At 69.8% G+C, this 25,499-nt stretch carries 25 protein-coding genes; 11 read left to right on the forward strand and 14 right to left on the reverse strand.

The window, feature by feature from the left end; genetic code table 11:
* Positions 1 to 232: 232 nt before the first annotated feature.
* Positions 233 to 874, reverse strand: a complete 642-nt coding sequence (locus tag ACO073_RS00560) for a glutathione S-transferase family protein (protein WP_421994187.1) — start codon at positions 872 to 874, stop codon at positions 233 to 235.
* Between the two features lie 181 nt (positions 875 to 1,055).
* Between ACO073_RS00560 and ACO073_RS00565 the strand changes: the two genes are divergently transcribed.
* Positions 1,056 to 1,826, forward strand: a complete 771-nt coding sequence (locus tag ACO073_RS00565; RefSeq protein WP_421994189.1) for a class II aldolase/adducin family protein — start codon at positions 1,056 to 1,058, stop codon at positions 1,824 to 1,826.
* Positions 1,827 to 1,834: 8 nt separating this feature from the next.
* Complete coding sequence (locus ACO073_RS00570) at positions 1,835 to 3,148, forward strand: LLM class flavin-dependent oxidoreductase (RefSeq protein WP_421994191.1); 1,314 nt, start codon at positions 1,835 to 1,837, stop codon at positions 3,146 to 3,148.
* 34 nt (positions 3,149 to 3,182) lie between these two features.
* Here ACO073_RS00570 and ACO073_RS00575 read toward each other — a convergent pair whose 3' ends face one another.
* From ACO073_RS00575 to ACO073_RS00605, 7 genes are all read right to left on the reverse strand, one after another.
* On the reverse strand, positions 3,183 to 6,269 hold the full coding sequence (locus ACO073_RS00575) for an efflux RND transporter permease subunit (protein ID WP_421994193.1): 3,087 nt from the start codon (positions 6,267 to 6,269) through the stop codon (positions 3,183 to 3,185).
* 106 nt (positions 6,270 to 6,375) lie between these two features.
* Positions 6,376 to 7,506 carry an efflux RND transporter periplasmic adaptor subunit gene (locus ACO073_RS00580; RefSeq protein ID WP_421994195.1) on the reverse strand — a complete coding sequence of 377 codons (1,131 nt, stop codon included), beginning with the start codon at positions 7,504 to 7,506 and terminating at the stop codon, positions 6,376 to 6,378.
* 133 nt (positions 7,507 to 7,639) lie between these two features.
* Positions 7,640 to 9,175, reverse strand: a complete 1,536-nt coding sequence (locus tag ACO073_RS00585) for an efflux transporter outer membrane subunit (RefSeq protein ID WP_421994197.1) — start codon at positions 9,173 to 9,175, stop codon at positions 7,640 to 7,642.
* 10 nt (positions 9,176 to 9,185) lie between these two features.
* A complete protein-coding gene (locus ACO073_RS00590) occupies positions 9,186 to 9,887 on the reverse strand; it encodes a CerR family C-terminal domain-containing protein (RefSeq protein WP_421994199.1) in 702 nt (233 codons plus the stop codon).
* 216 nt (positions 9,888 to 10,103) lie between these two features.
* Complete coding sequence (locus tag ACO073_RS00595; RefSeq protein WP_421994201.1) at positions 10,104 to 10,523, reverse strand: type II toxin-antitoxin system VapC family toxin; 420 nt, start codon at positions 10,521 to 10,523, stop codon at positions 10,104 to 10,106.
* Positions 10,523 to 10,768: a FitA-like ribbon-helix-helix domain-containing protein gene (locus tag ACO073_RS00600; protein ID WP_421994203.1), complete on the reverse strand. Its 246-nt coding sequence runs from the start codon at positions 10,766 to 10,768 to the stop codon at positions 10,523 to 10,525. The genes ACO073_RS00595 and ACO073_RS00600 overlap by 1 nt, the downstream gene beginning before the upstream one ends.
* Before the next feature lie 61 nt (positions 10,769 to 10,829).
* Complete coding sequence (locus tag ACO073_RS00605) at positions 10,830 to 11,495, reverse strand: ribonuclease HII (protein ID WP_421994205.1); 666 nt, start codon at positions 11,493 to 11,495, stop codon at positions 10,830 to 10,832.
* 30 nt (positions 11,496 to 11,525) lie between these two features.
* Between ACO073_RS00605 and ACO073_RS00610 the strand changes: the two genes are divergently transcribed.
* The 3 genes from ACO073_RS00610 (at position 11,526) to ACO073_RS00620 (ending at position 14,304) form a co-directional block, all read left to right on the forward strand.
* Positions 11,526 to 12,380 (forward strand): hypothetical protein, encoded by an 855-nt coding sequence (locus ACO073_RS00610; RefSeq protein ID WP_421994207.1) that lies wholly within the window; start codon positions 11,526 to 11,528, stop codon positions 12,378 to 12,380.
* Between the two features lies 1 nt (position 12,381).
* Positions 12,382 to 12,936 (forward strand): nucleotidyltransferase family protein, encoded by a 555-nt coding sequence (locus ACO073_RS00615; protein WP_421994209.1) that lies wholly within the window; start codon positions 12,382 to 12,384, stop codon positions 12,934 to 12,936.
* Positions 12,937 to 13,101: 165 nt separating this feature from the next.
* Positions 13,102 to 14,304, forward strand: a complete 1,203-nt coding sequence (locus tag ACO073_RS00620; protein ID WP_421994211.1) for an FAD-binding domain — start codon at positions 13,102 to 13,104, stop codon at positions 14,302 to 14,304.
* 21 nt (positions 14,305 to 14,325) lie between these two features.
* Here the strand turns inward: ACO073_RS00620 and ACO073_RS00625 are convergent, their stop codons facing one another.
* Positions 14,326 to 14,724: an MAPEG family protein gene (locus tag ACO073_RS00625; protein ID WP_421994213.1), complete on the reverse strand. Its 399-nt coding sequence runs from the start codon at positions 14,722 to 14,724 to the stop codon at positions 14,326 to 14,328.
* Positions 14,725 to 15,025: 301 nt separating this feature from the next.
* Here ACO073_RS00625 and ACO073_RS00630 point away from each other — a divergent pair, with 301 nt between their 5' ends.
* The gene (locus ACO073_RS00630; protein ID WP_421994215.1) at positions 15,026 to 15,637 is read left to right on the forward strand and encodes a LysE family translocator; all 612 of its coding nucleotides are present in this window, start codon (positions 15,026 to 15,028) and stop codon (positions 15,635 to 15,637) included.
* Here ACO073_RS00630 and ACO073_RS00635 read toward each other — a convergent pair whose 3' ends face one another.
* From ACO073_RS00635 to moaB, 3 genes are all read right to left on the reverse strand, one after another.
* Positions 15,638 to 16,792 (reverse strand): PA0069 family radical SAM protein, encoded by a 1,155-nt coding sequence (locus tag ACO073_RS00635; RefSeq protein WP_421994217.1) that lies wholly within the window; start codon positions 16,790 to 16,792, stop codon positions 15,638 to 15,640.
* Positions 16,793 to 16,832: 40 nt separating this feature from the next.
* Positions 16,833 to 17,864: a hypothetical protein gene (locus ACO073_RS00640; protein WP_421994219.1), complete on the reverse strand. Its 1,032-nt coding sequence runs from the start codon at positions 17,862 to 17,864 to the stop codon at positions 16,833 to 16,835.
* A gap of 109 nt (positions 17,865 to 17,973) precedes the next feature.
* Positions 17,974 to 18,522, reverse strand: a complete 549-nt coding sequence (gene moaB / locus ACO073_RS00645) for a molybdenum cofactor biosynthesis protein B (RefSeq protein ID WP_421994221.1) — start codon at positions 18,520 to 18,522, stop codon at positions 17,974 to 17,976.
* Between the two features lie 57 nt (positions 18,523 to 18,579).
* Here moaB and ACO073_RS00650 point away from each other — a divergent pair, with 57 nt between their 5' ends.
* On the forward strand, positions 18,580 to 19,044 hold the full coding sequence (locus tag ACO073_RS00650) for a cupin domain-containing protein (protein WP_421994223.1): 465 nt from the start codon (positions 18,580 to 18,582) through the stop codon (positions 19,042 to 19,044).
* Between the two features lie 132 nt (positions 19,045 to 19,176).
* On the opposite strand, the gene ACO073_RS00655 is transcribed toward ACO073_RS00650, so the two are convergent.
* Together ACO073_RS00655 and ACO073_RS00660 are read right to left on the reverse strand one after the other, a co-directional pair.
* Positions 19,177 to 19,788, reverse strand: coding sequence for a cysteine dioxygenase (locus tag ACO073_RS00655; RefSeq protein ID WP_421994225.1), 612 nt, complete (start codon positions 19,786 to 19,788; stop codon positions 19,177 to 19,179).
* A gap of 14 nt (positions 19,789 to 19,802) precedes the next feature.
* The gene (locus ACO073_RS00660) at positions 19,803 to 21,668 is read right to left on the reverse strand and encodes a lytic transglycosylase domain-containing protein (protein ID WP_421994227.1); all 1,866 of its coding nucleotides are present in this window, start codon (positions 21,666 to 21,668) and stop codon (positions 19,803 to 19,805) included.
* A 75-nt stretch (positions 21,669 to 21,743) separates the two neighbouring features.
* Here ACO073_RS00660 and ACO073_RS00665 point away from each other — a divergent pair, with 75 nt between their 5' ends.
* From ACO073_RS00665 to ACO073_RS00680, 4 genes are all read left to right on the forward strand, one after another.
* On the forward strand, positions 21,744 to 23,966 hold the full coding sequence (locus ACO073_RS00665; protein WP_421994229.1) for a rhodanese-like domain-containing protein: 2,223 nt from the start codon (positions 21,744 to 21,746) through the stop codon (positions 23,964 to 23,966).
* A gap of 157 nt (positions 23,967 to 24,123) precedes the next feature.
* Positions 24,124 to 24,459 carry an AtpZ/AtpI family protein gene (locus tag ACO073_RS00670; protein WP_421994231.1) on the forward strand — a complete coding sequence of 112 codons (336 nt, stop codon included), beginning with the start codon at positions 24,124 to 24,126 and terminating at the stop codon, positions 24,457 to 24,459.
* Between the two features lie 27 nt (positions 24,460 to 24,486).
* Positions 24,487 to 25,212: a F0F1 ATP synthase subunit A gene (locus ACO073_RS00675; protein WP_421994233.1), complete on the forward strand. Its 726-nt coding sequence runs from the start codon at positions 24,487 to 24,489 to the stop codon at positions 25,210 to 25,212.
* Positions 25,213 to 25,268: 56 nt separating this feature from the next.
* On the forward strand, positions 25,269 to 25,493 hold the full coding sequence (locus ACO073_RS00680) for a F0F1 ATP synthase subunit C (RefSeq protein ID WP_421994235.1): 225 nt from the start codon (positions 25,269 to 25,271) through the stop codon (positions 25,491 to 25,493).
* Positions 25,494 to 25,499: the final 6 nt, after the last annotated feature.

The raw sequence follows: 25,499 nt of genomic DNA on the forward strand, positions 1-25,499 counted from the left end.
AAAGAAAAGGTCATCCCGGCGGAGGCAATGCTTTGGGGTGGGAAGCCTCCGCCGCCCGCACGTTGGGAAGCGTGTGGGGCTGAGACCCGCTTGGGGGACGGGTGCAGCAGGATGACGCCGAGAAGATAGCGCCGCCGACCGGCGACGGTCAGGGCCTGGAGGCCGATCCGGGCGCTTGCCACGGCAAGGCCACAGGCCACCGGCCGCCGCCCGGTTGCCCCGAGAATCGCCTCTAAGCCGCTGACGCCAATGCCTTTTCTGCCTCGAGCGCCCGCTGCGTCGCCGCCCGCTCGCCGACCCGGCGGCGGTGGTCGATCACCCGCGGCACGCGCGCCGGGTCGACGCCGTCGGCATCGAGCCACTGCGCCAGGGTGAAGAGGTAGGGATCGCAGATCGTGTAGCGCTCGCCCATCACCCACGGCCCCTTCAGCATCCCGCGCTCGATCAGCTCGAAGCCCGCGGTCACCGACTGCGGCACCTTGCGCTGCATCGCCGCGATCGCCGCCTTGTCGTCGGGATCGACCCAGCGATGGCCGCGCATGCGATGCGCGTGTGCGACGTGGACGGTGGAGCAGAGGTAGCTGTTGAAGGCCTGGACCTCGGCGAAGGCAAAGGGATCGTCGAAGGGCGCCAGCCCGGCTGCCGGGAAGCTCTGGGCGACGAAGGCCAGCATGGCCGGCGTCTCGGTGAGGATGCCGCGGTCGGTGACGAGCGCCGGCACGCGCCCCTTGGGGTTGATCTTCAGATACTCGGGCGACTGCTGCTCGGCCTTGGCGAAGTCGATGCGTACCGTCGTGTAGTCGGCACCGGCCTCCTCGAGGGCGATGTGGGTGGCCAGCGCGCAGGTGTTCGGGGCGTAGTAGAGCTTGAGCATCCCGCGAGGTTAGGCGATCGGCCGCCGCTTCGCCTCTGCCGCGGCAGGGGAGCGCCCCGACATTTTCTCGCGTCTGCGCCGGGAAGCCGTGCCGACCCGGCTGGCCCCCCCGGCTGGCCCCCCCCCCGGATGGCCACTCGGATGGCCACTCGGATGGCACGTGGGTTGCTGGCAACCGGGCATGTCCGCAACGGAAACCGGTCCCGGCAGCGCGGCCGAACGCGAGGCCCGGGTGGCGCTGGCCGCCTGCTATCGCCTGGTGGCAAAGCTCGGCATGGACGACCTGATCTACAACCACATCTCGATGCGGGTGCCGGGCCGCGAGGGCGAGTTCCTGCTGAACCCCTACGGCCTGCTGTTCGGGGAGATCACCGCGTCGAGCCTGGTGCGCATCGACACCGAGGGCCGCAAGCTCGACAATGCGCCGCACGAGGTCAACGTCGCGGCCTTCGTCATCCACGCCGCGGTCCACAAGAGCCGGCCCGATGCCGTCTGCGTGCTGCACACCCATTCCGACGCCAGCGTCGCCGTCTCGGGCCAGCAGGACGGGCTGCTGCCGCTCAGCCAGTTCGCCATGCGCTTCTATCGCCGGCAGGCCTTCCACGACTACGAGGGCGTGGCCATCGACCTCGACGAGCAGGAACGGCTGGTACGCGACCTCGGGCCCCACAGCGTGATGCTGATGCGCAACCACGGCATCCTCACGGTCGGGCGCACGCCCGGCGAGGCCTTCATGCTCCTCTACTATTTCGAGCGCGCGGCGCGCATCCAGCTCGCCATGCAGGCCGCGGCGGCCGCCGGCGCCACGCTCACCATCCCGCCACCCGAGGTCTGCGAGAAGGCGGCGCGCCAGTTCTGGGAGCTGCAGGGCGACATCCTGGTGCCGGGCGAGCGCGAATGGCCGGCCTTCCTGCGCCAGCTCGACCGCGCCGATCCCTCCTTCCGCACCTGAGCCCGGCGATGCCCGCTTCGCCCGAGCGCCGGATGCATCTCGGCCTCTTCATCCTCGGCACCGGCAGCCACGTCGCCGGCTGGCGCCATCCCGGCGCGATGACGAGCTTCCAGGATTTCGAGCAGGTGCAGGCGATCGCCCGCATCGCCGAGCGCGGCCTGTTCGACCTGATCTTCATGGGCGACAATCTCTATGCCGATCCCGGCGCCCATCCCTCCTACACGCTCCGGCTGGAGCCGCTCACCATGCTGGCGGCGCTGGCCGCGGTCACGCGCCATGTCGGGCTGGGGGCCACCGTGTCGACGACCTACAGCGATCCCTGGACCGTCGCCCGCGCCTTCGCCTCGCTCGACCATATCAGCAAGGGGCGCGCCGCCTGGAACGCGGTGACGACGGCGAGCGGCCAGGGCGCGGGCAACTTCGGCACGGTCCATCCCGACCATGCGCGGCGCTACGAGCGCGCCGCCGAGTTCGTCGACGTGGTGAAGGGCCTGTGGGACTGCTGGGCCGACGACGCGCTGGTCGCCGACCGCGCGACCGGCACCTACATCGACCCGGCCCGCCTGCGCCCGCTCGACCACGAGGGCCCGTTCTTCAAGGTCCAGGGACCGATCAACATCGGCCGCGCGCCGCAGGGTCAACCCATCGTGCTGCAGGCCGGCGGCTCGGAGCCCGGCCAGGCGCTGGCCGCGCGCACCGCCGACGTCGTCTTCTCGGTCGTCCAGGATTTCGGCGAATCGCAGGCGCAGTACGCCGCGCTCAAGAAGCGCCTGCCGTCGTACGGCCGCGCGCCGGAAGACGTGACGGTCCTGCCCGGCGTCATGCCGGTGATGGGCCGCACCGACCGCGAGGCGCGCGACAAGCTGGCCGCCCTGCAGGGCTACGTCACGGGCAGCAATGCGCTGCAGCTCCTGTCGGACCGGCTGGGCCAGGACATCACACGCTACGCCCTCGACGAGCCGGTGCCCGACATCGCGCTTCCCGATTCCTCGCACGGCTTCGCCCGCGTCATGCTGGCCAAGGCGCGGCGCGAGGGGCTCACCCTGCGCCAGCTCTACGACCTGGTGGCGGCCGCGCGCGGCCACTGGGTGCTGTGCGGCTCGCCCGAGACCATCGCCGATACGCTGCAGCACTGGTTCGAGGAACGCGCCGCCGACGGTTTCAACGTCATGCCGGCCCACTTCCCCGAGGGCTTCGACGACTTCGTCGACGGCGTCGTGCCGATCCTGCAGGAGCGCGACCTGTTCCGCCGCGCCTACGAGGGCGAGACCCTGCGCGACCATCTCGGCCTGCCGCGGCCGAAGTCGCGGTTCTGGGGGTAACGGCCGCGCCCCGCCACGGGCGCGGAGGCGGAGGTCAGTCCCCCGCCGCGAGCGGCTCGCCCGCGGGCACCTTCTTCGAATGGTCGGCCGCCAGCATCACGTAGACGGCCGGCACCACGAACAGCGTGAACAGCGTGCCGAGCGACAGTCCGCTCGCGATCACCAGCCCCATGCTGAAGCGCGAGAGGGCGCCGGCGCCCGTGGCGACGATGAGCGGCACGACGCCCAGGACCATCGCGGCGGTGGTCATCAGGATGGGCCGCAGCCGGATCGCCGCCGCCGCCTCGATCGCCTCGCGCCGCGACTTGCCGGCGGCCTGCATCTCGTTGGCCACCTCGACGATCAGGATTCCATGCTTGCTGATCAGGCCCATCAGGGTCACGAGCCCGACCTGGGTGTAGATGTTGAGCGTGGCGCCGGGGAACGCCACGGTGCTCAGTCCCATGAGGAAGACCAGCGCGCCCGCGATCGACATCGGGACCGAGAACAGGATGATCAGGGGATCGCGGAAGCTCTCGAACAGGGCGGCGAGCGACAGGTAGATGATGATCAGGGCGAAGCCGAAGGTGACGACGAAGCCACCCGATTCCTGGATGTACTGACGCGAGGCGCCGCCGTAGTCGATCGAGTAACCCTGCGGCAGCGTGCGCGCCGCGAGCTCCTGCAGCGTCTGCAGTGCCTCGGCCTGCGACACGCCGGGGAAGGCCACGCCCTGGATGGTGGCGCTGTTGAGCTGCTGGAAGTGGTTCAGCGACTGCGGGATCGCCTTGGTGACGATCCTGGCCACCGTCGACAGCGGCACCGACGAGCCGTCGCTGGCGCGAACGTAGTAGTCGAGGATCTGGTCGATGTTCTGGCGGGAGCTCTGCTGGACCTGGGGGATCACCTTGTAGGACCGGCCGTCGAGCGCGAAATAGTTGACGTAGCCGCCGCCCAGCATCGAGCCCAGCGCCGCGCCGATGTCGCTCATCTTGAGGCCGAGCTGCGAGGCCTTGTCGCGGTCGATCACCACCGTCGCCTGGGGCGAATCGATCTTGAGATCGGTGTTCAGGAAGATGAAGCGGCCCGTGGCCAGCGCCTCCTGCAGGAAGGCCTGCGCCACGTCGTTCAGGGGCTCGAAGTCGCCCGTCGTGCTGATCACGAACTGGATGGGAAGGCCCTGGCTGCCCGGCAGCGGCGGCGGCTGGAAGGCCACGACCTGGGCGCCGGCGACGCCCGCCAGCTCGCCCTGGATCACCGGCTGCAGCTGGTTGGAGGTCCTGGTGCGCTTGTCCCACGGCTTCAGCACGTAGCCCGTGATCGACTGGCCCGGAACGTCGAGCTGAAAGACATGGTCGGTCTCGGGATGACTGGCACCGATCAGGTACATCTGCCGCGAATAGAGCTGGCGCTGATCGAGGGTCGAGTTGGGCGCCGACGTCGCCAGCGCGATGATGATGCCCTGGTCCTCCTGGGGCGCCAGCTCGCTCGCCGTGGCGCTGTAGAGGAAGTAGATGCTGGCCAGCACCAGCACGGCGAAAGTCGCCGTCACCGGCAGGTAGTTGAGGCTGCCCGCCAGCCAGCGCGCATAGGCGCGGCGCAGACGGTCGAACACGCGGTCGATGCCGCGGACCAGGCGGGCCTCGAAGCCGCCACCCGTGGCGAGGTGGGGACGCAGCATGCGCGAGCACATCATGGGCGACAGGGTGAGCGCGACGATGGCCGAGACCGTGACCGCGCCGACCAGCGTGAAGGCGAACTCGGTGAACAGCGCGCCGGTCAGGCCGCTCTGGAAGCCGATCGGGACATAGACCGCCACCAGGACCACGGTCATGGCGATGATCGGCCCGCCCAGCTCGCGCGCCGCCTGGATCGCGGCCGGGAAGGGCTTCATCCCCTCCTCGAGATGACGGTTCACGTTCTCGACCACGATGATGGCGTCGTCGACCACGAGGCCGATCGCCAGCACCAGCGCCAGCAGGGTGAGCAGGTTGATCGAGAAGCCGAAGGCCGCCATCAGGGCGAAGGTGCCGATCAGCGACAGCGGGATGGCGATGACGGGAATCAGCACGGAGCGCACCGAGCCCAGGAACGCGAACACGACCAGGGTGACGATCACCAGCGCCTCGACCAGGGTGCGGATCACCTCCTCGATCGAGCTGTTCACGAACTCCGTCGAATCGTAGATGATCTGGCCGTTCAGCCCCTGCGGCAGCTGCGCCTGGATGCCGGGAAAGACGTCGCGGACGCCCTTGATCACGTCGAGCAGGTTGGCCGCCGGCGCCACCTGGATTCCGACATAGACGGCCCGCTGGCCGTCGAAGCTCACCTCTGAATCGTAGTCGTCGGAACCCAGCGTGACGTTGGCGACGTCGCTCAGCCGCACGATCGCCCCGTTCTGCTGCTTCAGCACGAGGTCGCGGAATTCCTTGAGCGAGGTGAGCGCCGTCGAGGCCTTGAGGGTGACCTGCACCATCTGCCCCTTGGTGGAGCCGAGGCCGGAGATGTAGTCGTTGGCCGTGAGTGCCTGGGCGACGTCCGAGGCGGTGAGGCCGTAGGCCGCGAGCTTCTGCGGATCGAGCCAGGCGCGGAGCGCGAAGTTCTTGGCGCCCAGCAGCTCGGCGGTCTGCACGCCTTCGACGGACTGAAGCCTGGGCTGCACGACACGGACCAGGTAGTCGGTGATCTGGTTGGTGGCCAGCTCCTTGCTGCTGAAGCCGATGTACATGGCGTCGATCGTCTCGCCGACCTTGACGGTCATCACGGGCTGCTGCGTGCCCGCGGGCAGGCGATTCAGCACCGAATTGACCTTGGTGTTGATCTCCGTCAGCGCCTTGCTGGAATCGTAGTTGAGGCGCAGGTTGACGGTGATGGTGCTGACGCCGCTCTGGCTGGTCGACGTCATGTAGTCGATGCCGTTGGCCTGGGCGATCGCCTGCTCCAGCGGCGTGGTGATGAAGCCGGCGATGACGTCGGGATCGGCGCCGTAGTAGGTCGTCGACACCGTGACCACGGCATTCTCGGTGCGCGGATACTGCAGCACCGGCAGGGCACCGATCGCGCGCAGCCCGACGACCAGGATCAGCAGGCTGACGACCGACGCCAGGACCGGCCGGCGGATGAAGAGATCGGTGAACTTCATGGCGTGACGCTCCTGTTCGCCTCCTCCCCGGCGAAGCCGGGGAGGTGTCGGCGCAAGACGCCGACACCTCCCCTTCGCGGATTCCGCGAAGGGGAGGAAAACCTGGTCAATGGTCGACGATCTTCGGGTCGGGATCGCTCTTCGGCACGACGCGGTTGTCGACGACGACCGGCACGCCGTTGCGCAGCTTCAGCTGGCCCGAGGTCACCACGACGTCGCCCTCGCCGACGCCCTTCAGGATCGCGACCTGATCGCCGCGCGTGGCGCCGGTGGTGACGAACACCTGCCGGGCGACGAGCTTCGGCTTGCCGTCCGGGTCCTTGCCCTTGTCGTCGACGAGGTAGACCAGCGAGCCGTACGGATTGTAGGCCACCGCCGTCTGCGGCAGGGTGACCAGCCGCTCGGGCTCGCCGGTCTCGAGCCGGACCGTGGCGAACATGCCGGGCAGCAGCTTCTGGTCGGCGTTGGCCAGCGTGGCGCGCACCTGGATGTTGCGGCTGGCCGTGTCGATCCTGGGATTGATGGCGGTGATCTGCCCCTTGAACACGCGATCGGGAAACGCATCGATGCGGGCCTCGACCCTGGCGCCGACGGCGAGCTGGGCCACCGCCTGCTGCGGCAGCAGGAAGTCGACGAAGATCGGATCCAGCGACTGCAGCGTGGCGATCACCGTGCCGGCCGAGAGGAACTGGCCGAGATCGACCTGGCGCAGGCCGAGCCTGCCGCCGAAGGGCGCCCGCAGGGTCTTCTTGTCGACGACCGCCTTCTGCTGGGCGACCTGCGCCAGGGCGTTGCGCAGCGTGGCCTGGTCGTTGTCGACGATGGCCTGGCTGATCGCCTGAGCCTTGAGCTGCTTGACGTCGCGGTCGTACGTGATCTGGGCGAGCTGCGCCGTCGCCTCGAGCGACTGGAGCCTGGCGATCTCGTCGTCGGCGCGCAGGCGCAGCAGGACGTCGCCCGCCTTCACCTCGTCGCCCGACTGGAACAGGATCTCCTCGACCACGCCCGGAACCTCGAGCGACAGGTCCGCGCCGCGCACGGCGCGCAGGCTGCCGACGGCGTCGATCGCGGGCTGCCAGTCATCGAGCTCGGCCTTCGCGGTCGAAACCGTCTGGGGGGCGTTGGCCATGCTGGCCATCGCCTCCTTGATCTTGCCGTTGACGAAGACCTTGAAGCCGAACAGTCCGCCCAGGACCACGCCGACCAGGATCAGCATGGCGAGCATTCTCTTGATCATCGCGGGCCTCTCGAACTGAACTGCGCTTCCCCCACGGCGAAGCCGGGGAGGTGCCGGTGTCCTGCGCCGGCCCCGTCGGCGATCTCGCGACGGGAAGGCCTGGTGAAATCGACGTCCATGGTGGCCTGCCCGATCAGTGGCCCGCGCGGGGCAGCTTGATCTCCTGCACGGGCGGCAGGGCGAAGTAGCCGGGCTTGCCCATCGACTTCGGATCGACGTCGCTGCGGTTCCACCAGCCGCCACCCAGCGCCTGGAACAGGGCCGCGGTGTCGGAATAGCGCGCCGCCTGCGCCTTCAGCCGGCCGATCACCGCGTTCTGATAGGTCTGCTGCGCGTTCAGCAGCGTGAGGTAGCTCACGCCGCCGAGCTGGTACTGCTGCTCGGAGAGCCTGAGGCTGGCCGCCGCCGTGCGTTCGGCCTCGACCTGGGCCCGCAGGGCATCGGCATCGCTCTGCAGGGCGCGCAGCGCGTTGGCCACGTCCTGGAAGGCCGACAGGACGGTACCCTTGTACTGCGCCGCGGCCTTCTCGTAGGCCGCAACCGCAGCCTTGCGCTGATGGTCGAGCTTCGCGCCGTCGAGCAGCGTCTGGGCGATGCCGAGGCCAATGCTCCACACGCCCGACCCCGGCACGATCAGCGAGCTGATGCCGGCCGACGTGAAGCCGAGCGCGCCGGTGATGGTGAACTGGGGCATCTGGTTGGAGACCGCCACTCCGATGTCGGCGCTGGCCGAATGGAGCTGCGCCTCGGCGGCGCGCACGTCGGGCCGCTGCTCGACGAGCTGCGACGGCAGGCTGACGGGCAGGTCCTGCGGCAGCACGAGCCTGGCGAGGTCGAAGCTCTCGCCGCGATCGCGGTCCGGCGAACGGCCGACGAGGCGCATGAGCTGGTTGCGCTGCTGGGCCAGCTGCTTCTGCAGCGGCGGCAGGGTGGCGCGGGTCTGGGTCAGCGTCGCTTCCTGGGTCAGCACGTCGGCGCGCGAGGCGCCGCCCAGGTCGAACTGGCGGCGCACCACGGTGAGGGAATTCTCGAGAATGCGGATGATCCCCTGGGTGGCGTCGATCTGTGCCTGCAGCGAGGCGAGATTGATCGCGGCGACGACGACGTTGGCGGTCAGCGAAAGGTAGGTCGCCTCGAGCTGGAAGCGCTGGACCTCGGCCAGGGCCTCCTTCGATTCGACCTGGCGGCGGACACCGCCGAACACGTCGGGCGCGTAGGAGATGTTCAGCGAGGCCGAGGTGACGCCGAAGATCGTCGCCGAGCCGGACTGGCCCTGCGAGGCCGGCGAGGCGAGCTGCTGCTGGCCGGAACCGTTGCCGCTGATGGTCGGGAACAGCCCGCCCTGCTGGGCATAGAAATTCTCGCGGGCCTGGCGCAGCGACGCCTGGGCCGCATCGACGTCCGGGTTGGCCTGCATGGCCTCCCGGACCAGCGTGTCGAGCTGCGGCGACTGGAACAGCCTCCACCATTCGCCGGGAATGTCCTTGTCCGGGACGAAAGTCTGCGCCGCGCCGCCCGGACCGCCGGCCGCGCTGGTCCGCAGCGACAGCGTCTCGGGCGTGTAGCCCGTGGCGGTTGGCTTGGCGGGACGCTCGAAGTCCGGACCCGAACTGCAGCCGGCCAGCAGAGCGGCGGTGAAGACGGCGACGAAGCGCGACGGCAGGCGCATGACGGTTCCCCTAGCCCCGCGCGGGGGCAGCGAGGGCGGCGCGGCAGACGGCTTCGGTGTGCTCGCGCACGACGAGCTTCATGAGGCGCACGCTCTCCTCGTCGAGGTCGTTGAAGTCGAGGACCGCCTTCTTGTGGATGTTGCAGAAGATGACGACCTGGCCGATCAGCGCCAGGGTGCGCATGGTCATCTCCCGATCCGTCGTCGGCTTGCCGTGCAGGCGGCTCAGCAGGCCGAGGCAGGGATCGAAGATCTGTCGCATGCCGTTCTCGTGGAGGATGTCGAGGCCCGGCGTCTGCTCGATCTCGGCGCGAGCGAAGATCAGGCGCCGGCTCTCGACCTGCGTGCCGGAGGTCACCAGCACCACGAAGGTTTCGAGAACCTCGCCCAGCAGGGCCGCAAACGTTTCGCGCGGCGTGTCCGGCGCGTCGAGCGCCGCCCGCACGCGTGGCGCCACCGAGGCCATCTCCCGATCCGTCTCGGCGCAGATATCGTCGATGATGGCGCGGTACAGGCCTTCCTTGCTGCCGAAATAGTACTGGATGGCCGGCAGGTTGACCGCCGCCCCTTCGGCGATCTGGCGGGTGCTCGTGCCCTCGTATCCCTGGGCCGCGAACAGATCGAGCGCCGTCTCGAGGATGCGCCGGCGGGTGTCCTCTCCCCGGGCCTGGACCGCGGGGCGGCTGCGATTGGCAAGTCTGTCGTCGATCATGTCCGGGCTCGCATGCGAGCCTAATTATATCGATCGATATACTATGTCAATCGATCGATATGTTTTAGCGCTTCGGATGCATGAACAGGCCGCGGAGGGCGGCGAAGTCGCGGTTCTGGGGGAAGTTCATCGCCTCCCCATGCCCCGCGGGGGAAGGTGGCGGCGTCTCACGCCGACGGAGGGGTCATCAAGCTTTTCGGGAGCGGCGCACGCCGACTAAGCGGCCCATGGATCGATGACGTCGATTCCGCAGCCGTCGAAGTCGGAGACATTTCGGGTCGCAACAGCGGCACCGTGCGCGCGCGCAATGGCGGCGATCTGGGCATCGAACGCGCTGATCGGGCGGCCCCTGCTCCGACGCGCTGAGGCAATGAGGGCGAATTCGGCCGCGGCCGAACGATCGAAGGCGAGGACCCGCCCCGGGAAGTCCTCGGAAAACATGCGCCGCAGGGCGTCCTCGAGCGCCGTCCGGCGGCGCCCCGCTGGCAGGGCTGCGACGCCGTACAGGATTTCGGCCTCCGAGATGGTCGTCGTGAAAAGCGACGTCGCCTGCTGCTCGGCGAGCCAGTCCAGCACGCGCTGCTCAGGGGCAGAACGGGTTGCCTCGGAGAGAACGTTCGTATCGAGAACGATCATCAGCCGAAGCGTGGCGGCTTGCGGATCGGCTCGCGCGGCGGGATGTCGAGTTCCAGGCCGCCCAACGGCTCGAAGCGCCGCCGGATCGCCACCGCCAAGTTTTCCGGCTTGCGCGGAGTCTCGGCCAGCGCCGCGCGCAGGATGGTGCGGGCCTCTTCCTCCATCGACCGTCCATGCTGAGCGGCGCGCACGCGGAGCTTGCGCTTTACGGACTCGTCGAGGTCGCGGATCGTGATGCTGGCCATCGGCTCTTTTTGCAATCGATGCAATCAACGTAATCAATGATTGCAAATCCGGCAAGTCATCTCAGTCGACAAGGTCTACCGGGACGACCTCCAGCGGCAGGGTGGGCTCGAGCACCATCCGGACCGGGGCGAAACTGCGGCGATGATGGATCGTGGCGCCGAGACGCCGGAGACCGGCCAGGTGCTCGGGGCGGGCGTAGCCGACATTGGTCTCCCAGCCATAGCCCGGGAAGGCGCCGGCGAGCGCGCGCATGGTGCGGTCGCGGGTCACCTTGGCGACGATCGAGGCGGCGGCGATGGAATAGGAGCGCGCGTCGCCGCCGACGATGGTCTCGGCGCGGCAGCCGAGGCCTGGCGGCGCGCGATTGCCGTCGACCAGCACCAGGTCCGGCGCGTCGGCCAGGGCCTGCAGGGCACGGCGCATGGCGAGGAAGGTCGCCTGCAGGATGTTGATCGTGTCGATCTCCTCGACGCTCGCTTCGCCGACCGCGTAGCGCACGGCGCCGGATTCGACGATGGCGGCGTAGGCCTCCTCGCGCTGCTCGAGGGTGAGCTTCTTCGAATCGTCGATCAGCCGCAGCAGCTTGCGCCTGGCCAGCGTGCGGTCGATCACCGCGACCGCGGCCACCACGGGACCGGCCAGCGGGCCGCGGCCGACCTCGTCGATGCCGGCGATGCGGATCGCCCCGGCCTCGGCGCAGCGCTTCTCGTGGCGAAAGCTCGGCATATCCCCCGGCAGGTCTCCTAGAGTGCGGCCATGATCCCGATCCTGGACATCATCGCCCAGAGCCCTGTGGGCATGAAACGGCTTCGTGTCGCCCGGCGCGCGCGTCGGATGGCCGCGATGCTGGGGCGGGCCGTCGCGGTCCTTTCGCTCGCCGTGCCGACGGCGGCGTTTGCCGACAGCGCGCAGAACGCAGCCAACGATCCGCTGACGCCGAAGATGGCGGTCCAGGTGCACGACTATGCGCAGCCCATCCTGTCGGACCGGCCCGACGCCGGCGCGCACCAGCTCTACCTGCGTCACGTCCTGCCGCACGACACGCTGGGCATCGAGCAGATCGCCCGGGCCTCGCTGCCTCTGATCGCCAACCGCTGGGGGCCGGACGGCGCCTGGAACGGCATCGGCGACGTCACGATCTACGACATGGCGGTCGTCTACCTGAAGGAGACGAAGCTCGGCCTCGGCCCGCTCGTGGTGGCGCCGACCGCCACGGCGCCGGCCCTGGGATCGGGGAAGTGGCAAGGCGGCGCGCAGAGCGTGATCAGCACCACCCACGACTGGGGGCTGAGCGCGCTCCTCGCCTCGTACCAGCACGCCTTCGACGGCAGCGGCCAGACGCTCACGCTGCAGCCGCTCCTCTTCCTCGATCTCGACGGCGGGTACTACCTGCGCTCGACCGGCATCGCGACCTTCGATCTCGGCCGCAGCTCGGTCGTGCCGGTGGGACTCGGCCTCGGCCGCGTGTTCGAGCGCTCCGACGGCCGCACGGTGAACGTCTTCGTCGAGCCGCAATACTCCGTCCTGCAGACCGGAGCGGGCGTGCCGTCGTTCCAGGTCTTCACCGGAATCGTGCTGCAGTTCCCCGTCCGCCGGCAGGCCCATCGCTGACATGTCGACCGGAGCGGACATGATCGCCGCCATCGTCGCCGCCGATCCTGAGGCGCTGGCCGAGCTGCGCGCCGTGCGCGCGCTCGCCCTGCCCGACTGGTGCATCGCCGCGGGCTTCGTGCGCAACCGCGTGTGGGACCATCTGCACGGCATTGCCCCGCCGCGGCGGCCGGCCGACATCGACGTCCTCTACTACGACGCCGGCGATCTCTCGAAGGAACGCGAGGCCGGCTACGAGCAGCGACTCGACGCGCTGCTGCCCGGCCTGCCCTGGCAGGTGCGCAACCAGGCGCGCATGCATGTCTGGAAGAACCTGCCCCAGCACGCCAGCACGGCCGATTCGATGATCCACTGGCTGGAGACGGTGACGGCGGTCGGCGTGCGGCTGGAGGCCGACGACAGCCTGACCGTCATCGCACCTCTGGGCACCGACGACCTGCTCGGCCTGCGCTGCCGGCCCACCGCCTACGGCCGCACGCGGCGCGACGAATACGAGGCGCGCATCGCCGCCAAGCGCTGGCGCGAGCTGTGGCCCAGGGTGCGGTTCGTCGAGTAGTGCCCGCACCGGCTGGAAAGTCGAAACTGTCACCCCGAGCGAAGTGAGGGGCCTTTCCTGCGGCACCAAAGGCCCCTCGCTGCGCTCGGGGTGACAGCAGTACAGGCCATGCTTTCGCCGTCTCGTCGTGCGACAGGCTGAGAGACTGGAGACAGGGAGCCTGCCATGGCGATCGCCGGAAACAGGAGCGTCTTGATCTCGGGCGCCGGCATCGCCGGACCCACCCTCGCCTACTGGCTGAACAAGGCCGGATACGACCCTGTACTGGTCGAGCACGCGCCGACGCTGCGCACCGGCGGCTACGTCATCGACTTCTGGGGGCTGGGCTACGACATCGCCGAGCGCATGGGGCTGCGGGACGAGATCCATCGGCTCGGCTACAGCGTGCGCGAGATGCGGATCGTGGACGGAAGCGGCGAACGCATCGCCGGCTTCGGGACGAAGGTCTTCCAGGAGCTGACCGACGGCCGCTACGTGACGCTGGCCCGCAGCGAGCTTTCCCGGCTGCTGTTCGAGAAGGGCCGGGACCGCACCGAATTGATCTTCGGCGACGAGGTCGCCGGCCTGGAGCAGCAGGACGATCATGTGCGCGTCCGGTTCAGGCACGGCGAGGAGCGCCGGTTCGGCCTCGTGATCGGCGCCGACGGCCTGCATTCGCCGGTGCGCCGCCTGGTCTTCGGGGCGCAGGACCGGTTCGAGAAGGATCTCGGCTACGCCGTCGCAGCCCTCGAGGTCGCAGGCTACCGGCCGCGCGACGAGGACGTCTATGTCCTCTACGGCCAGCCGGGCCGCATGCTCGGGCGCTTCACGCTGCGCCAGGACAGGACGCTCTTCCTGTTCGTCTTCGCGACCGACGGCGCGCCGCTGCCGCAGACGCTCGACGGCCAGAAGCAGATGCTGCGGGCCCGGTTCGGCGACGGCGGATGGGAGTGCTTGCGCATCCTCGACGCGCTCGACGCGGCCGACGCGCTCTACTTCGACAGGGTGAGCCAGATCCGCATGCCGGGCTGGTCGCAGGGCCGGGTCGCCCTGGTCGGCGACGCGGCGTTCTGCGTGTCGCTGATGGCCGGACAGGGCTCCGCCCTCGCCATGACCTCGGCCTACGTCCTCGCGGGCGAGCTCGCGCGGGCCGCCGGCGACCATGAAGCGGCGTTCCGGCGGTACGATTCCCTCCTGCGCGCCTACATCGAGCTCAAGCAGCGCGGCGCCGAGCGCTTCTCGGCCGCGATGGCGCCAAAGACGCGCCTGGGACTGTGGTTCCGCAACCAGGTCGTCCGCGCCTTCGCCCTTCCGGGGCTGGCGACGCTCACCATCGGCCGCGAGATCACCGATCGCCTGGAGCTGCCCGACTATGACTGGCCGTCGTGAGGCCGGCCGCGCCGACCGGCGTCAGGTCTGCCAGACGATCGCGGCCATCACCAGCGCGAGGCCGGCCGTCGCCAGGTTCCAGCTCAGCGTGCGCAGCCAGGGAACGCCCAGCGCGTAGAGCGGCAGGAAGAGCAGCCGCCCGCCGAGATAGATCAGGGCGCCGATCTCGCTCAGCGGCGTGCCGGTGCGCCGCCCGACCTCGAGCATCAGGACGGCGGCGGCGAAGATCGCGAACGTCTCCAGGAAGTTGCGCTGGGCGCGGGCCAGCCGGCCGGCCATGCCGATCGGCCGGACATCCTCGTCGCGCGGACCGACCGTGTAGGCATTGCCGACCTGCGCCTTGAAGGCGAAGGACGCGGCGGCGAGATGCACCAGCCCCAGCAGCATGGCGCAGAACAGCACCCAGGATTCGATCGACATCGATGCCTCCCCACTCGGCCCCCCGGTCCGACCGGGATTCCAGTCTAGGACAGCCGTGGCGCGCCGGCTGCTTGAACCCGCACGTGCTTCATGGCTCACTGCCGGCGCTGCCCGTCCCCGGGCGGCCGTAAGCGTTTCACGTCAATCAACGCGATCGTCCCCCGCCGGGGCCGCGAGGCCGGCGGTCGGCGACGCGCGCGACGAGGTGAGGCGTCATTCTCCGCCCCTGCGAGTCCCCGCGTCCGCCGGCCTGGCGTGCCCTCGCCGTGCTCCGGCATCGCCGTCGTGAAAGGATTCGCCCATGGATATCGACCGTCTCGCCCTCTTCGCCGCCGCCTATCTCGCCATCGTCGTGCTGCCCGGCCCGGCCGTGACCGCGCTGGTCGCGCGCGTGCTGGCGCGTGGCCCGCGTGGCGCGGCCGCCTATGTGGCCGGCATCGCCGCCGGCGCCCTCGTGTGGTTCGCACTGGCAGCCGCCGGCCTCTCGGTGCTGGCGGCGGCCTTCGCCGGCGTCTTCGTCGTCCTCCGCTACGCCGGCGCGGCCTGGCTGCTCTATCTCGCGTGGAAACTGTGGACGTCGGCGCCGCAGCCGATGGAGCAATCCGCCGTCTCCGGCACCGGCAGCGGCGGCCTGTTCCTGGCCGGGCTGGCGCTGAACCTCGGCAATCCCAAGGCGATCCTCTTCTTCCTCGCCCTGCTGCCGTCAGTCGTCGACCTCCAGGGCCTGACGCCGCTCGCCGCAGCCGAGATGGCCGCCATCATCGTGGCCGTCGTCGCCGGCGTGTTCGGTGCCTATGCCGTGATGGCGGCACGCCTGCGCCGGCTGCTGGTCTCGCCGCAGGCGCTGCGGATCGCCAACCGCGGCAGCAGCGTTGCCGTCGCCGGTGCGGCCGCCCTGGTGGCGACGCGATAGCTAGAGCAGCTTCATCTGCCGCGCGTCGCGCCTGGCATCGACCAGCGCGGTGCGGGCATGCTCGGGCACCGAGAAGCGCAGCGTGTCGAGGCGGTAGCGGATGCGGTTGAGGCCGAGCCGTTTCACCGCCGCGCCGAAGCGCGCGCTCACGAGCTGGGCGATCGGCCCCTCGCCCTTCATGCGCAGGCCGAACTGCGACTGGTAGAGCGCGCCGCCGCGCATCTGGCGGATCAGCGACAGCACGCGCTCGGCGCGGTCGGGCCGGCGCTGGCGCAGCCATTCCTCGAACAGCTCCTTGATCTCGAGCGGCAGGCGCAGGACGGTGAAGCCCGCGCGCGTGGCGCCGGCCGCGGCGGCCGCCTCGAGGATCGCCTCCATCTCGTGATCGTTGAGGCCGGGGATCATCGGCGCCGTCATCACGCCCACCGGCACGCCGGCGTCGGCCAGAGCGCGGATCGCCTCCAGCCGCCGGTGCGGCGCCGAGGCCCGGGGCTCCATGTCGCGCGCCAGCGTCTTGTCGAGCGTCGTCACCGACAGGAACACCTCGGCGAGGTTGCGCCTGGCCATGTCGGCCAGGATGTCGATGTCGCGGGTAACCATGTGATTCTTGGTGACGATGCCGACCGGATTGTTGAAGTCGCTCAGCACGCCCAGGATCTGGCGGGTGATGCCGAGCTCGCGCTCGACCGGCTGGTAGGGATCGGTGTTGGTGCCCATCGCCACGACGTCGGGCCGGTACTTCGGCGCCGCCAGCTCGGCCACCAGAAGCTTGGCGGCGTCGGGCTTGAACAGCAGCTTGGTCTCGAAGTCGAGGCCCGGCGACAGGTCGAGATAGGCGTGGGTCGGCCGCGCGAAGCAGTAGATGCAGCCGTGCTCGCAGCCGCGATAGGGGTTGATCGACCGGTCGAACGGCACGTCGGGCGATGTGTTGCGCGCCAGGATGGTCCGCGTGGCGTCGCGGGTCAGCGTGGTGCGCAGCGGCGGCAGCTCCTCGTCCTCGGCCTCTGCCGGGGCCGCATTCTCCCAGCCGTCGGTCGTGCGGATGCGCCGCTCGCTGTCGAAGCGGCTCGACTCGTTGGAGAGCGCGCCGCGGCCGCGATGCACGGGCTCGGCGATGGCGTCGTCGGGATAGTCGGGAGGCTTGGTCGGCCGCATGGCGCCGACTCTGGGAACAAAAAGGGAACGAGTCAATCCACTAGGGATTGGGGGTCCACTCGCGCCGGATCGCCTGGATGGTGTCGAGGCGCAGGCAGCGGTCGATGACGCTGTCGATATGGGCCTTCATCGACGGAGCGAGGCCGGCATCGCTCCACTGGCCGGGATCGTCGGGATCGCGCGGCGCCCGCGTCTGGACGCGCCAGCGCGCCATGAACAGCGTCGTGCGCAGCCACGTGAGGCGGCGCATGGGCAGCAGCCAGGGCACGAGACGCATCGCCGGCCCGGGCCCGACCGCTGCGCGGTAGCGGGCGTGGAACGCCTCGACCTCGGCCGGCGCCAGCAGCCTGCCCGCCGCCGGATGCCACAGGGTCGAGGTCGGCAGGGTGGCATGCGCGAGGTCGATCGCGGGCGAGCCGACATGGACCTTCTCGAGATCGACGAACCAGGCGATGCCGGCTGAGTCGACGATGAAGTTGCCGGGATGGGTGTCGGCCAGCGCCACGGCGAGCGGCTGGGCCGCGCGGTCGAGGCCGGCCGCGAGAGTACGCATCCGGTCGAGCTCGTCGCGGATCGCTGCCCGCGCCTCACCGTCGGTCACGGCCGCATCGAGGAAGCGCGCGGCGTTCTGCTCGATGCCGGCCAGCGTCTCGCCGAGAGGATCGCCCTGGCGCGGGATCGGCGAGCCGGGCGGCGGCAACGGCAGGCCGTGGATCGCCGCCAGCGTGTCGGCCATGGCGGCGAGGTCGCCCGGCAGGCGCGGCACGTGACCCTCGATGCGGTCGACGATCAGCGCGCCGCCGGGCAGGCCGGGCCGCGGCGCGAGCACGTCATGCAGGCGCGGCGTGCGCCCGGCCGGCGCGAGATAGCGGAAGGAAGCGGCCTGTACCGCGAGACGCGCCGCCGCCGTCGGGTCCCCCTCGTGCGCATAGGCGACGCGCGCCAGCAGGCCTCGCGACAGCACGACATGGCCGTGCGCGGTGCCGGTGGACGGCAGCGGCACCAGGTCGGCCGCGGTGAGCGACGCGAAGGCCGGCCGTTCGCGGAGCGCGGCGAGCAGGGAATCGATCATCGCCTTACCCTGTCGTCCTGAGCGCAGCGAAGGACTTCATCGCCGCTTGCCAATGTCATGAGATCCTTCGCTCCGCTCAGGATGACAGAAGGGAGCTGCGCGCTCCCAGCTAACCACTGCGCGGCATCTTGCCTTCGTTGAGGCGCGGCATCAGCTCGGCGAAGTTGCAGGGGCGGAAGCGGATGTCGAGCTGCTGGCGCAGGATGTCGTCCCAGCCGTCCCTGCAGGCGCCGGTCGAGCCGGGCAGCGCGAAGATGTAGGTCGCGTTGGCGACGCCCGCGATGGCGCGCGACTGCATGGTCGAGGTGCCGATCTTCTGGAAGGAGATCCAGCGGAAGACCTCGCCGAAGCCGTCGATGCGCTTCTCGAACAGCGCCTCCAGCGCCTCGGGCGTGACGTCGCGGCCGGTGACGCCGGTGCCGCCTGTCGTGATGACGGCCTCGACGCCGGGATCGTCGATCCACTTCTTCACCTGGGCGCGGATCTTCTCGACGTCGTCGGTGACGATGGCGCGATCGGCCAGCACATGGCCGTCGCGGGCGATGCGCTCGACCAGCGTGTCGCCCGACTTGTCCGTCTCGAGCGTGCGGGTATCGGAGACCGTCAGCACGGCGATGTTCACCGGCTTGAAGGGCTTCGTGTCGTCGATCCTGTTCATGCCCCATCCTACAGCCGGCATCTTGCGGCGGCGAGGCCGTGCGCCTAGATGGGTGCCATGACCGACTGGAAGCACGACGGCGTGCGGGTGATCCCCGCCGGCTCGCTCGACACCAACACTGCCCAGACCCCGGGCATGAACCGCGCCGCGGCCATCAACTTCGCGCGCGTCGGCGCCCAGAAGCTGTGGGCCGGCACGGTCACCATCCACGCCCACGCCAAGACCGGCGCCCACCATCACGGCCACCTGGAAAGCGTGATCTACGTCGTGAAGGGCCGCGCCCGCATGCGCTGGGGCGACCAGCTCCAGTTCACCGCCGAGGCCGGTCCCGGCGACTTCATCTACGTGCCGCCCTACGTGCCGCACCAGGAGATCAACGCCTCGGACACCGAGCCGCTGGAATGCGTGCTGGTGCGCTCCGACAACGAGGCGGTCGCGATCAACATCGACATCGAGCCGGCCGAGAAGGTCGAAGAGGTCTACTGGGTCGACCCGACCCATCCGCATCCTCACAAGCATTGACGCGTTCCCACGCGTCAATGCAGGCGAGCGGCAGCGCCTTCGAGGCGCGAGAGCTCGCGCGGCCCAGAATAAGCAAGGATCAAGAGCGCGCGAGGAGGCCTCGGCAAACCGCGACCGAGCGCAGTCCGAGGACTACGACGCCGCCCGCGTCTCGGCGGAGCGATCCCAGATGTTGGGCTGTTCCTTGTTGGTGTAGCCCGAGACGAAGAGCTTGGGCTCGCCCGTCTTGACGTCGAACGTGTGCCGGCGCACCGCGCCGATGTTGCCGCCGTAGACGTGGATGCTGATCGAGCCGCGGTCCGTCAGCGCGTTGGTCACCTGGTGGATGTCGCCGTCGGCCGGGACCAGCAGCTCGACGTCGCCGGGCTTCAGCTCGGTCAGCGTGCCGGCCTTCAGGGCGCCGGTCTCGGCGTCGGGCTTGAAGGCGAGCGAGGTCTCCGAGCCGCGCAGCATGCCGACCATGCCCCACATCTGGTGATCGTGCACCGGGGTCACCGCGCCCGGCGCCCACACGAAGCTGACGACGCAGAAGCGCTCGAAGGGATCGCACCACAGGAGGTTCTGGGCGTAGCCGTGCGACGGCACCTTGGCCGCCTGCTCGGGCAGCCAGTCGTCGTGCAACACCAGCTCGCCCAGGAGCTTGGCCCCGACCTCGAGGGTCGCGGCCTCGTCCCTGTCCTGCCAGGCGCCGCCGACCAGCGACGTCATGTCCCCGATGAAGCGGCGCAGTCGGTCGATGCTCATCGTGTCACCTCAACTCAACGCCCATTGTCCAATGCCTGGTAGCGCGGCCATTCGTGGGCCGCGATCTGGTCGAGCGACGGCGTCGGCTGGCCGAGCCGGATCTGGTACATCCAGTAGTTGGCCAGCACGCGCTGCACGTAATCGCGCGTCTCCTGGAACGGGATCGAGGCGATGTAGAGCAGCGGATCCTGCGAGGCGTTGAGCGAGTTGTCCCAGCGCATCACGTTGCCCGGCCCGCCATTGTAGCCCGCCGCCGTGCGCACGAGGTTGTTGTCGACCTCGGTGAGCAGGGACACGAGATAGGCCTGGCCCAGCGCGACATTGGCCGACGGGTCGTAGGGGCTGACCCCGGCCTGGTCGGGCAGCCACTTGTTGGTGACGATGCGCGCGGTGAGCGGCATGAGCTGCATCAGGCCCATGGCGCCGGCATAGGAACGCGCCTTGGGATTGAAGGCCGATTCCTGACGCATGAACGCCCAGATCAGCGCGCGGTCGAGCGAGTAGCCGCCGGCCGGCTGCCAAGGCGGCATCGGATACATGGCGCCGTCGTAGCCCTTGATGCGATGGCGCTGGTCCCAGTTGGCGTTGCCGACGCGCACCGACAGGCCCGGCATCGAGGCCGCCTTCGCCAGCCCCATCACGGCTTCGATGTACTGCGGATCGGCGTCGATGGCGGCGGCGAACAGCTCGCGCTCGGCGGCGGTCGCGGCGCCGAGCTGCAGCAGGGCGAGCGCGCGGCGGCCGGCGCGGTCGTTGCGCAGCTGGTCGAGATGGGCGCGGTCGAGCGGCGGCACGTCCCAGTCCGGCTCGATCTTCATGCCCAGCGCCTTCTGGGCAATCAGCCCGTAGAAGGTGCGGCCATGCAGCGCCGCCCGCTTGAGATAGGGCGCGAACTTCTGCGGGTTGCCGGCCAGCAGGTTGGCACGCGCCGCCCAGAACGAGCCGGCGGCCAGGGTCCAGGACGAAGCCCGGTCGGGGGCGGCGTCGGCGACCAGCTCGAAGCGGCGGGCGGCGTCGGCCATGTCGCCGCGGGTGAAGCCGGACAGGGCGGCGTTCCAGTTGGCGTCGGGCGGCACGCCGGCCTCCACCGGCAGGAGGAAGCCGCGCTGCGAATCGGCCTCGAGCGCCCGCGTGCGCATGCGGCCGCGCCACAGCTCGACCTCCTGCGGCCCCAGCACCTCGGCCGTCGACTTGCGGTCGAGCAGGACGAAGGCGGCGTTGAACCCGCCATCGTCGGCCATCTGCTGCAGGCGCGCCCTGAGCTCGGCAGCGCGCGTGGCATCGGCGCCGCTCACCGTGCGGGCGGCGGCGAAGTTCGGCGAGGGCTGCGCCTGGCCGACGAAGGTGGCCGGCGTCAGGTCCCCCGAGCCGCGCGTGCGGCGGGCCAGCGCCAGCTTGTAGATCGCCGGCGCATCGGGATGGTCGTTGTACTCCTGCAGCCAGGCGGCCAGTTCGTCGTAGCGCGCCTGGTAGCCGCGGCCGAGGAAGCGCTGGGCGCCGACATAGCCCATCAGCGTCTTGTCCTTGAGCCGGGCGATCTCGGCATCGGCCTGGCCGAAATTGCCGGCGGCCTGGTCCTGGAAGATGCGGCGGTAGCTGTCGCGCGTCCCGGCATCGAGCACGGTCGGCAGATCGGCGACCACCGCGATCTCGTCGAGCTCGATCACCGGCGGCGGCGGCACGAACACGGCCGCCCGCGGAATGATCGTGGGATGGCGCCGCCCGGCCGTCGAGTGGCCGCGGGCTGCCTGCTTGGCGGCGACGGGCTTCGCCGCCGCGGGCTTGGCCGGCGGCTTGGGCTTGCTCTGGGTCTGGGCCAGGGCCGACGCCGCCACCATGGTCGCCGCCCCCATCAGGACGACCGAGACGATGCGTTTCATGCCGGGAGGGTAGTGGCATATGGCATGGGGCGACAAGCGCCGGATGGCTATACTGCCGGCAACGGAGGAACCCCCATGTCCCTGCATCAGGAGCGCGCCGCTTCCGTCCGGCGCCTGGTCGAAGAGTCCCGCGCCATCGAGAAGACCGGCGTCACCCGCGCCAACCTCGAGAAGATCGGCGGGCTGCTGGCGTCGCTGGCGGCCCGCGCCGACCTCTTCCCGCAGGACGAGTTCCCGCTCGGCGCCGACGGCGGCATCTACCGGCTGAGCGAGGATCCGGACCATCGCTTCGCGCTCTATGCCTCGGCCGGCGGCGCCGGCAAGAAGGTGCCGCCGCACAATCACACGACCTGGGCGATCATCGCGGGCGTGCACGGCGCCGAGCGCAACGTCGTCTACGACCGGCTCGACAATGGCGCGCGCGCCGACCAGGTGCAGCTGCGCGAGGCGCCGGCCAAGGAGAAGACCCTGCGGCGCGGCGACGTCATCTGCTACCTGCCCGAGGACTTCCACCATATCGAGACGCCCGCCGGCTCGGGCAACGCGCTGCACCTGCACTTCTACGGGCTCAGCCTCGAGCACCTGCCCGACCGCGTATCGGTCGACCTCGCGAGCGGCACGGCCAAGCGGTTCATGGCCAAGGCGCGCATCCTGACGCCGCTCCTGTCGGCCGCCGCGGTCAAGGCGATGCTGAAGGCGGGCGAGGTCTTCGCCTTCCTCGACGTCCGCGAGGAGGGCGAGTTCGCCCAGCAGGGCCATCCGCTGTTCGCCACGCCGCTGCCGCTGTCGCGGCTGGAGCCGCGGGCGCTGGCCCTGCTGCCCGACCCACACACCCGCATCGTGCTGATGGACAGCGGCGAGCCGGCCGTCGACCCGCAGTGGGAAGGCCGCGCCAACCGCGCCGCCGCCCGGCTGTCGCAGCTCGGCTACACGAACGTTGCCGTCATGGCGGGCGGGCTCGCGGCCTGGCGCGCCGCCGGCTACGAGGTCTTCACCGGCGTCAACGTGCCCAGCAAGGCGTTCGGCGAAGTCGTCGAGCACGAGAACGACACGCCGCGCATCGACGCCGCCGACCTCCAGAAGCTGGTCGACGACGGGACCGACCTGGTGATCCTGGATTCGCGGCCGATGCCGGAGTTCAACAACATGTCGATCCCCGGCGGCATAGACTGCCCGGGGGCCGAGCTGGTCTACCGGGTCAAGGACCTGGCGCCGCGCCCCGAGACGCTGGTGGTGGTGAACTGCGCCGGCCGCACCCGCTCGATCATCGGCGCCCAGTCGCTGATCAATGCAGGCCTGCCGAACAAGGTGATCGCCCTCAAGAACGGCACCATGGGCTGGCACCTCGCCGGCCTGCAGGTGGCGCGCGGCGAGACCCGCAGCTTCGGGCCGCAGGGCCCGGAGGCGGCGACCTTCGCCCGGGCCGCCGCCAACCGGCTCGGGGAGCGGATGAACATCGCCCATATCGACAAGGCCGGCCTCGAGGCCCTGGCAGCCGACCGGCTGGCCCGCGGCGTCCCCGTCCACCGGCTCGACGTGCGCGATCCCGCCGAGTATGCGGCCGGCCATCTCAAGGGCTTCCGCCATGCGGCCGGCGGCCAGCTCGTGCAGGCGACCGACCAGTATGTCGGCACGCGCAACGCCGCCATCGTCCTGCACGACAATGACGGGGTGCGCGCCACGCTGACGGCGCACTGGCTGATGCAGATGGGCTGGAAGGACGTCCATATCCTCGACCACGCGCCCGCCGCCGGCGAGCTCACCACCGCGGCCGAGCCGCGCTTCCCGGCAGGCTTCGCCCTGCCCGCCGTGGCCGAGATCGCGGCCGCCGAGCTGAACGCCGGCCTGGCCGGGACGCTGGTCGTCGATCTCGACACCAGCCTGCGCTACCGCGACGGCCACGTGCCGGGGGCCTGGTTCGCGGTGCGGGCCGGCCTTGCCCGCACCCTGCCCGAAATGCTGGCAAAGCAGCCGCAGGCGACCCGCATCGTGCTGGTCTCGCCCGACGGCGAGATCGCGACCCTGGCGGCGCCGGAGGCCGAAGCGGCGGCCGGCGGCCGGCCGGTCGCGGTCCTGAAAGGCGGCCTGAAGGCCTGGCGGGAGGCCGGCCTGGCGCTGGAAACCGGCCATGTCCGCATGGCCGATCCGCCGACCGACGTGTGGTACCGGCCCTACGACTTCCGTGACACGAAAGTGAAGGTCGAAGACGCCATGCGGCAGTACCTGGAGTGGGAAGTCGACCTCGTTCCGCAGGTGGCGCGCGACGGCGACGCGGCGTTTTCGGTCCTCAAGGCCTAGGTGGGCGCAACCTGTTGGTTTTTCAGGCCTTGTCACATCGCCGCGTCTGCTTGACACCCGGTGGGCCGGCCAATAGTTTCCGGCGCGTTTTTCATCCTGACCGCAGTCCATCCCGGGCGGCGGTCGGGGTGGGGACCCCGGAGCGGAGCATCCGGTGATGGCAGACAGCGATCGCAAGTCCCAGTCCGACGATCTTGACCGGCGCCTCAAGGGGGTCCGTCAGGAATACGAGAAGGGGACCGGCCGGTCCTCGAAGCCGTCCAACCGGAGTGCCGGCAGCGAGAAGCTGGGCGTCGGGATGCGGATCGCCGTCGAACTGGTCGCCGGCGTCGTGGCGGGGGCGTTCATCGGTCTGATGGCCGATCGGTGGCTGGGCACGAAGCCCTGGCTGCTGATAGTCGGCTTTGTGCTGGGGTGTTGTGCGGCGTTCCTGAACGTCTACCGGGTTGCGCAGGCGGAGGAGCGGCGCAGCAAGGAAAGCCCCGGGAAATGAGAAGAGCTGATTTGGGGATAGAGTATCGTGGCCAGTCCGCTTGAACAGTTCGCGATCCATGACATCACGCCCCCGCTGTTCAGCATCGGCGGGCATCCGATAGCGGTCACCAATTCGGCGGTCTTCATGATGGCGGCGGTGGTCGCCTCGGCCGGCCTGCTGCTCGCGGGCAACCGCGGCGCCCTGGTGCCGGGCCGCATGCAGGCGATGTCGGAGCTGTTCTACGACTTCATCGCCAACATGATCCGGGACAATGTCGGCAGCGCCGGCAAGCGATACTTCCCGTTCATCTTCACGCTCTTCATCTTCACCCTGTTCGGCAACGTGCTGGGCCTGCTGCCCTACGGCTTCACCTTCACCAGCCAGATCGCCGTCACCTTCTTCATGGCGATCGTCGTCTTCCTGGCGGTGACGCTGATCGGGATCTATCGCCACGGGCTGCACTTCTTCTCGCTGTTCTTCCCGCACGGCGCGCCGCTGTTCACCGCGCCGATCCTGATTCCCATCGAGCTCGTGTCCTATCTCAGCCGTCCGATCAGCCTGTCGGTCCGACTGTTTGCCAACATGACGGTCGGCCACGTGCTGCTGAAGGTACTGGCGGGCTTCGTGGTGGCGCTGGGCATCTTCGGCGTCGTGCCGCTGGTCGTGCTGGTCGCCATCACCGCGCTCGAGCTGCTGGTCGCGGTGCTGCAGGCCTACATCTTCACGATCCTCTGCTGCATCTACCTGAACGACGCGCTGCATCTGCACTGATCGCCGCGCCCGTACCCTTCCATCCAACACGTCAACGTTCGAAACAGGAGACAGACATGGACGCCACAGCCGCCAAGTTCATCGGTGCAGGCCTCGCCGCGATCGGCATGATCGGCGCCGGCATCGGCGTGGGCAACGTGTGGGCCAGCTACATCTCGGCCCTTTCCCGCAACCCGGCCTCGAAGGCCGAAATCGGCGCCAACATCTGGATCGGCTTCGCCGTCACCGAGGCCATCGCGCTGTTCGCGCTGATCGTCGCGCTGATCGCCCTCTTCGCCTGAGTTCGA

Source organism: Reyranella sp. (genome assembly GCF_965229815.1).
Taxonomy (GTDB): domain Bacteria; phylum Pseudomonadota; class Alphaproteobacteria; order Reyranellales; family Reyranellaceae; genus Reyranella.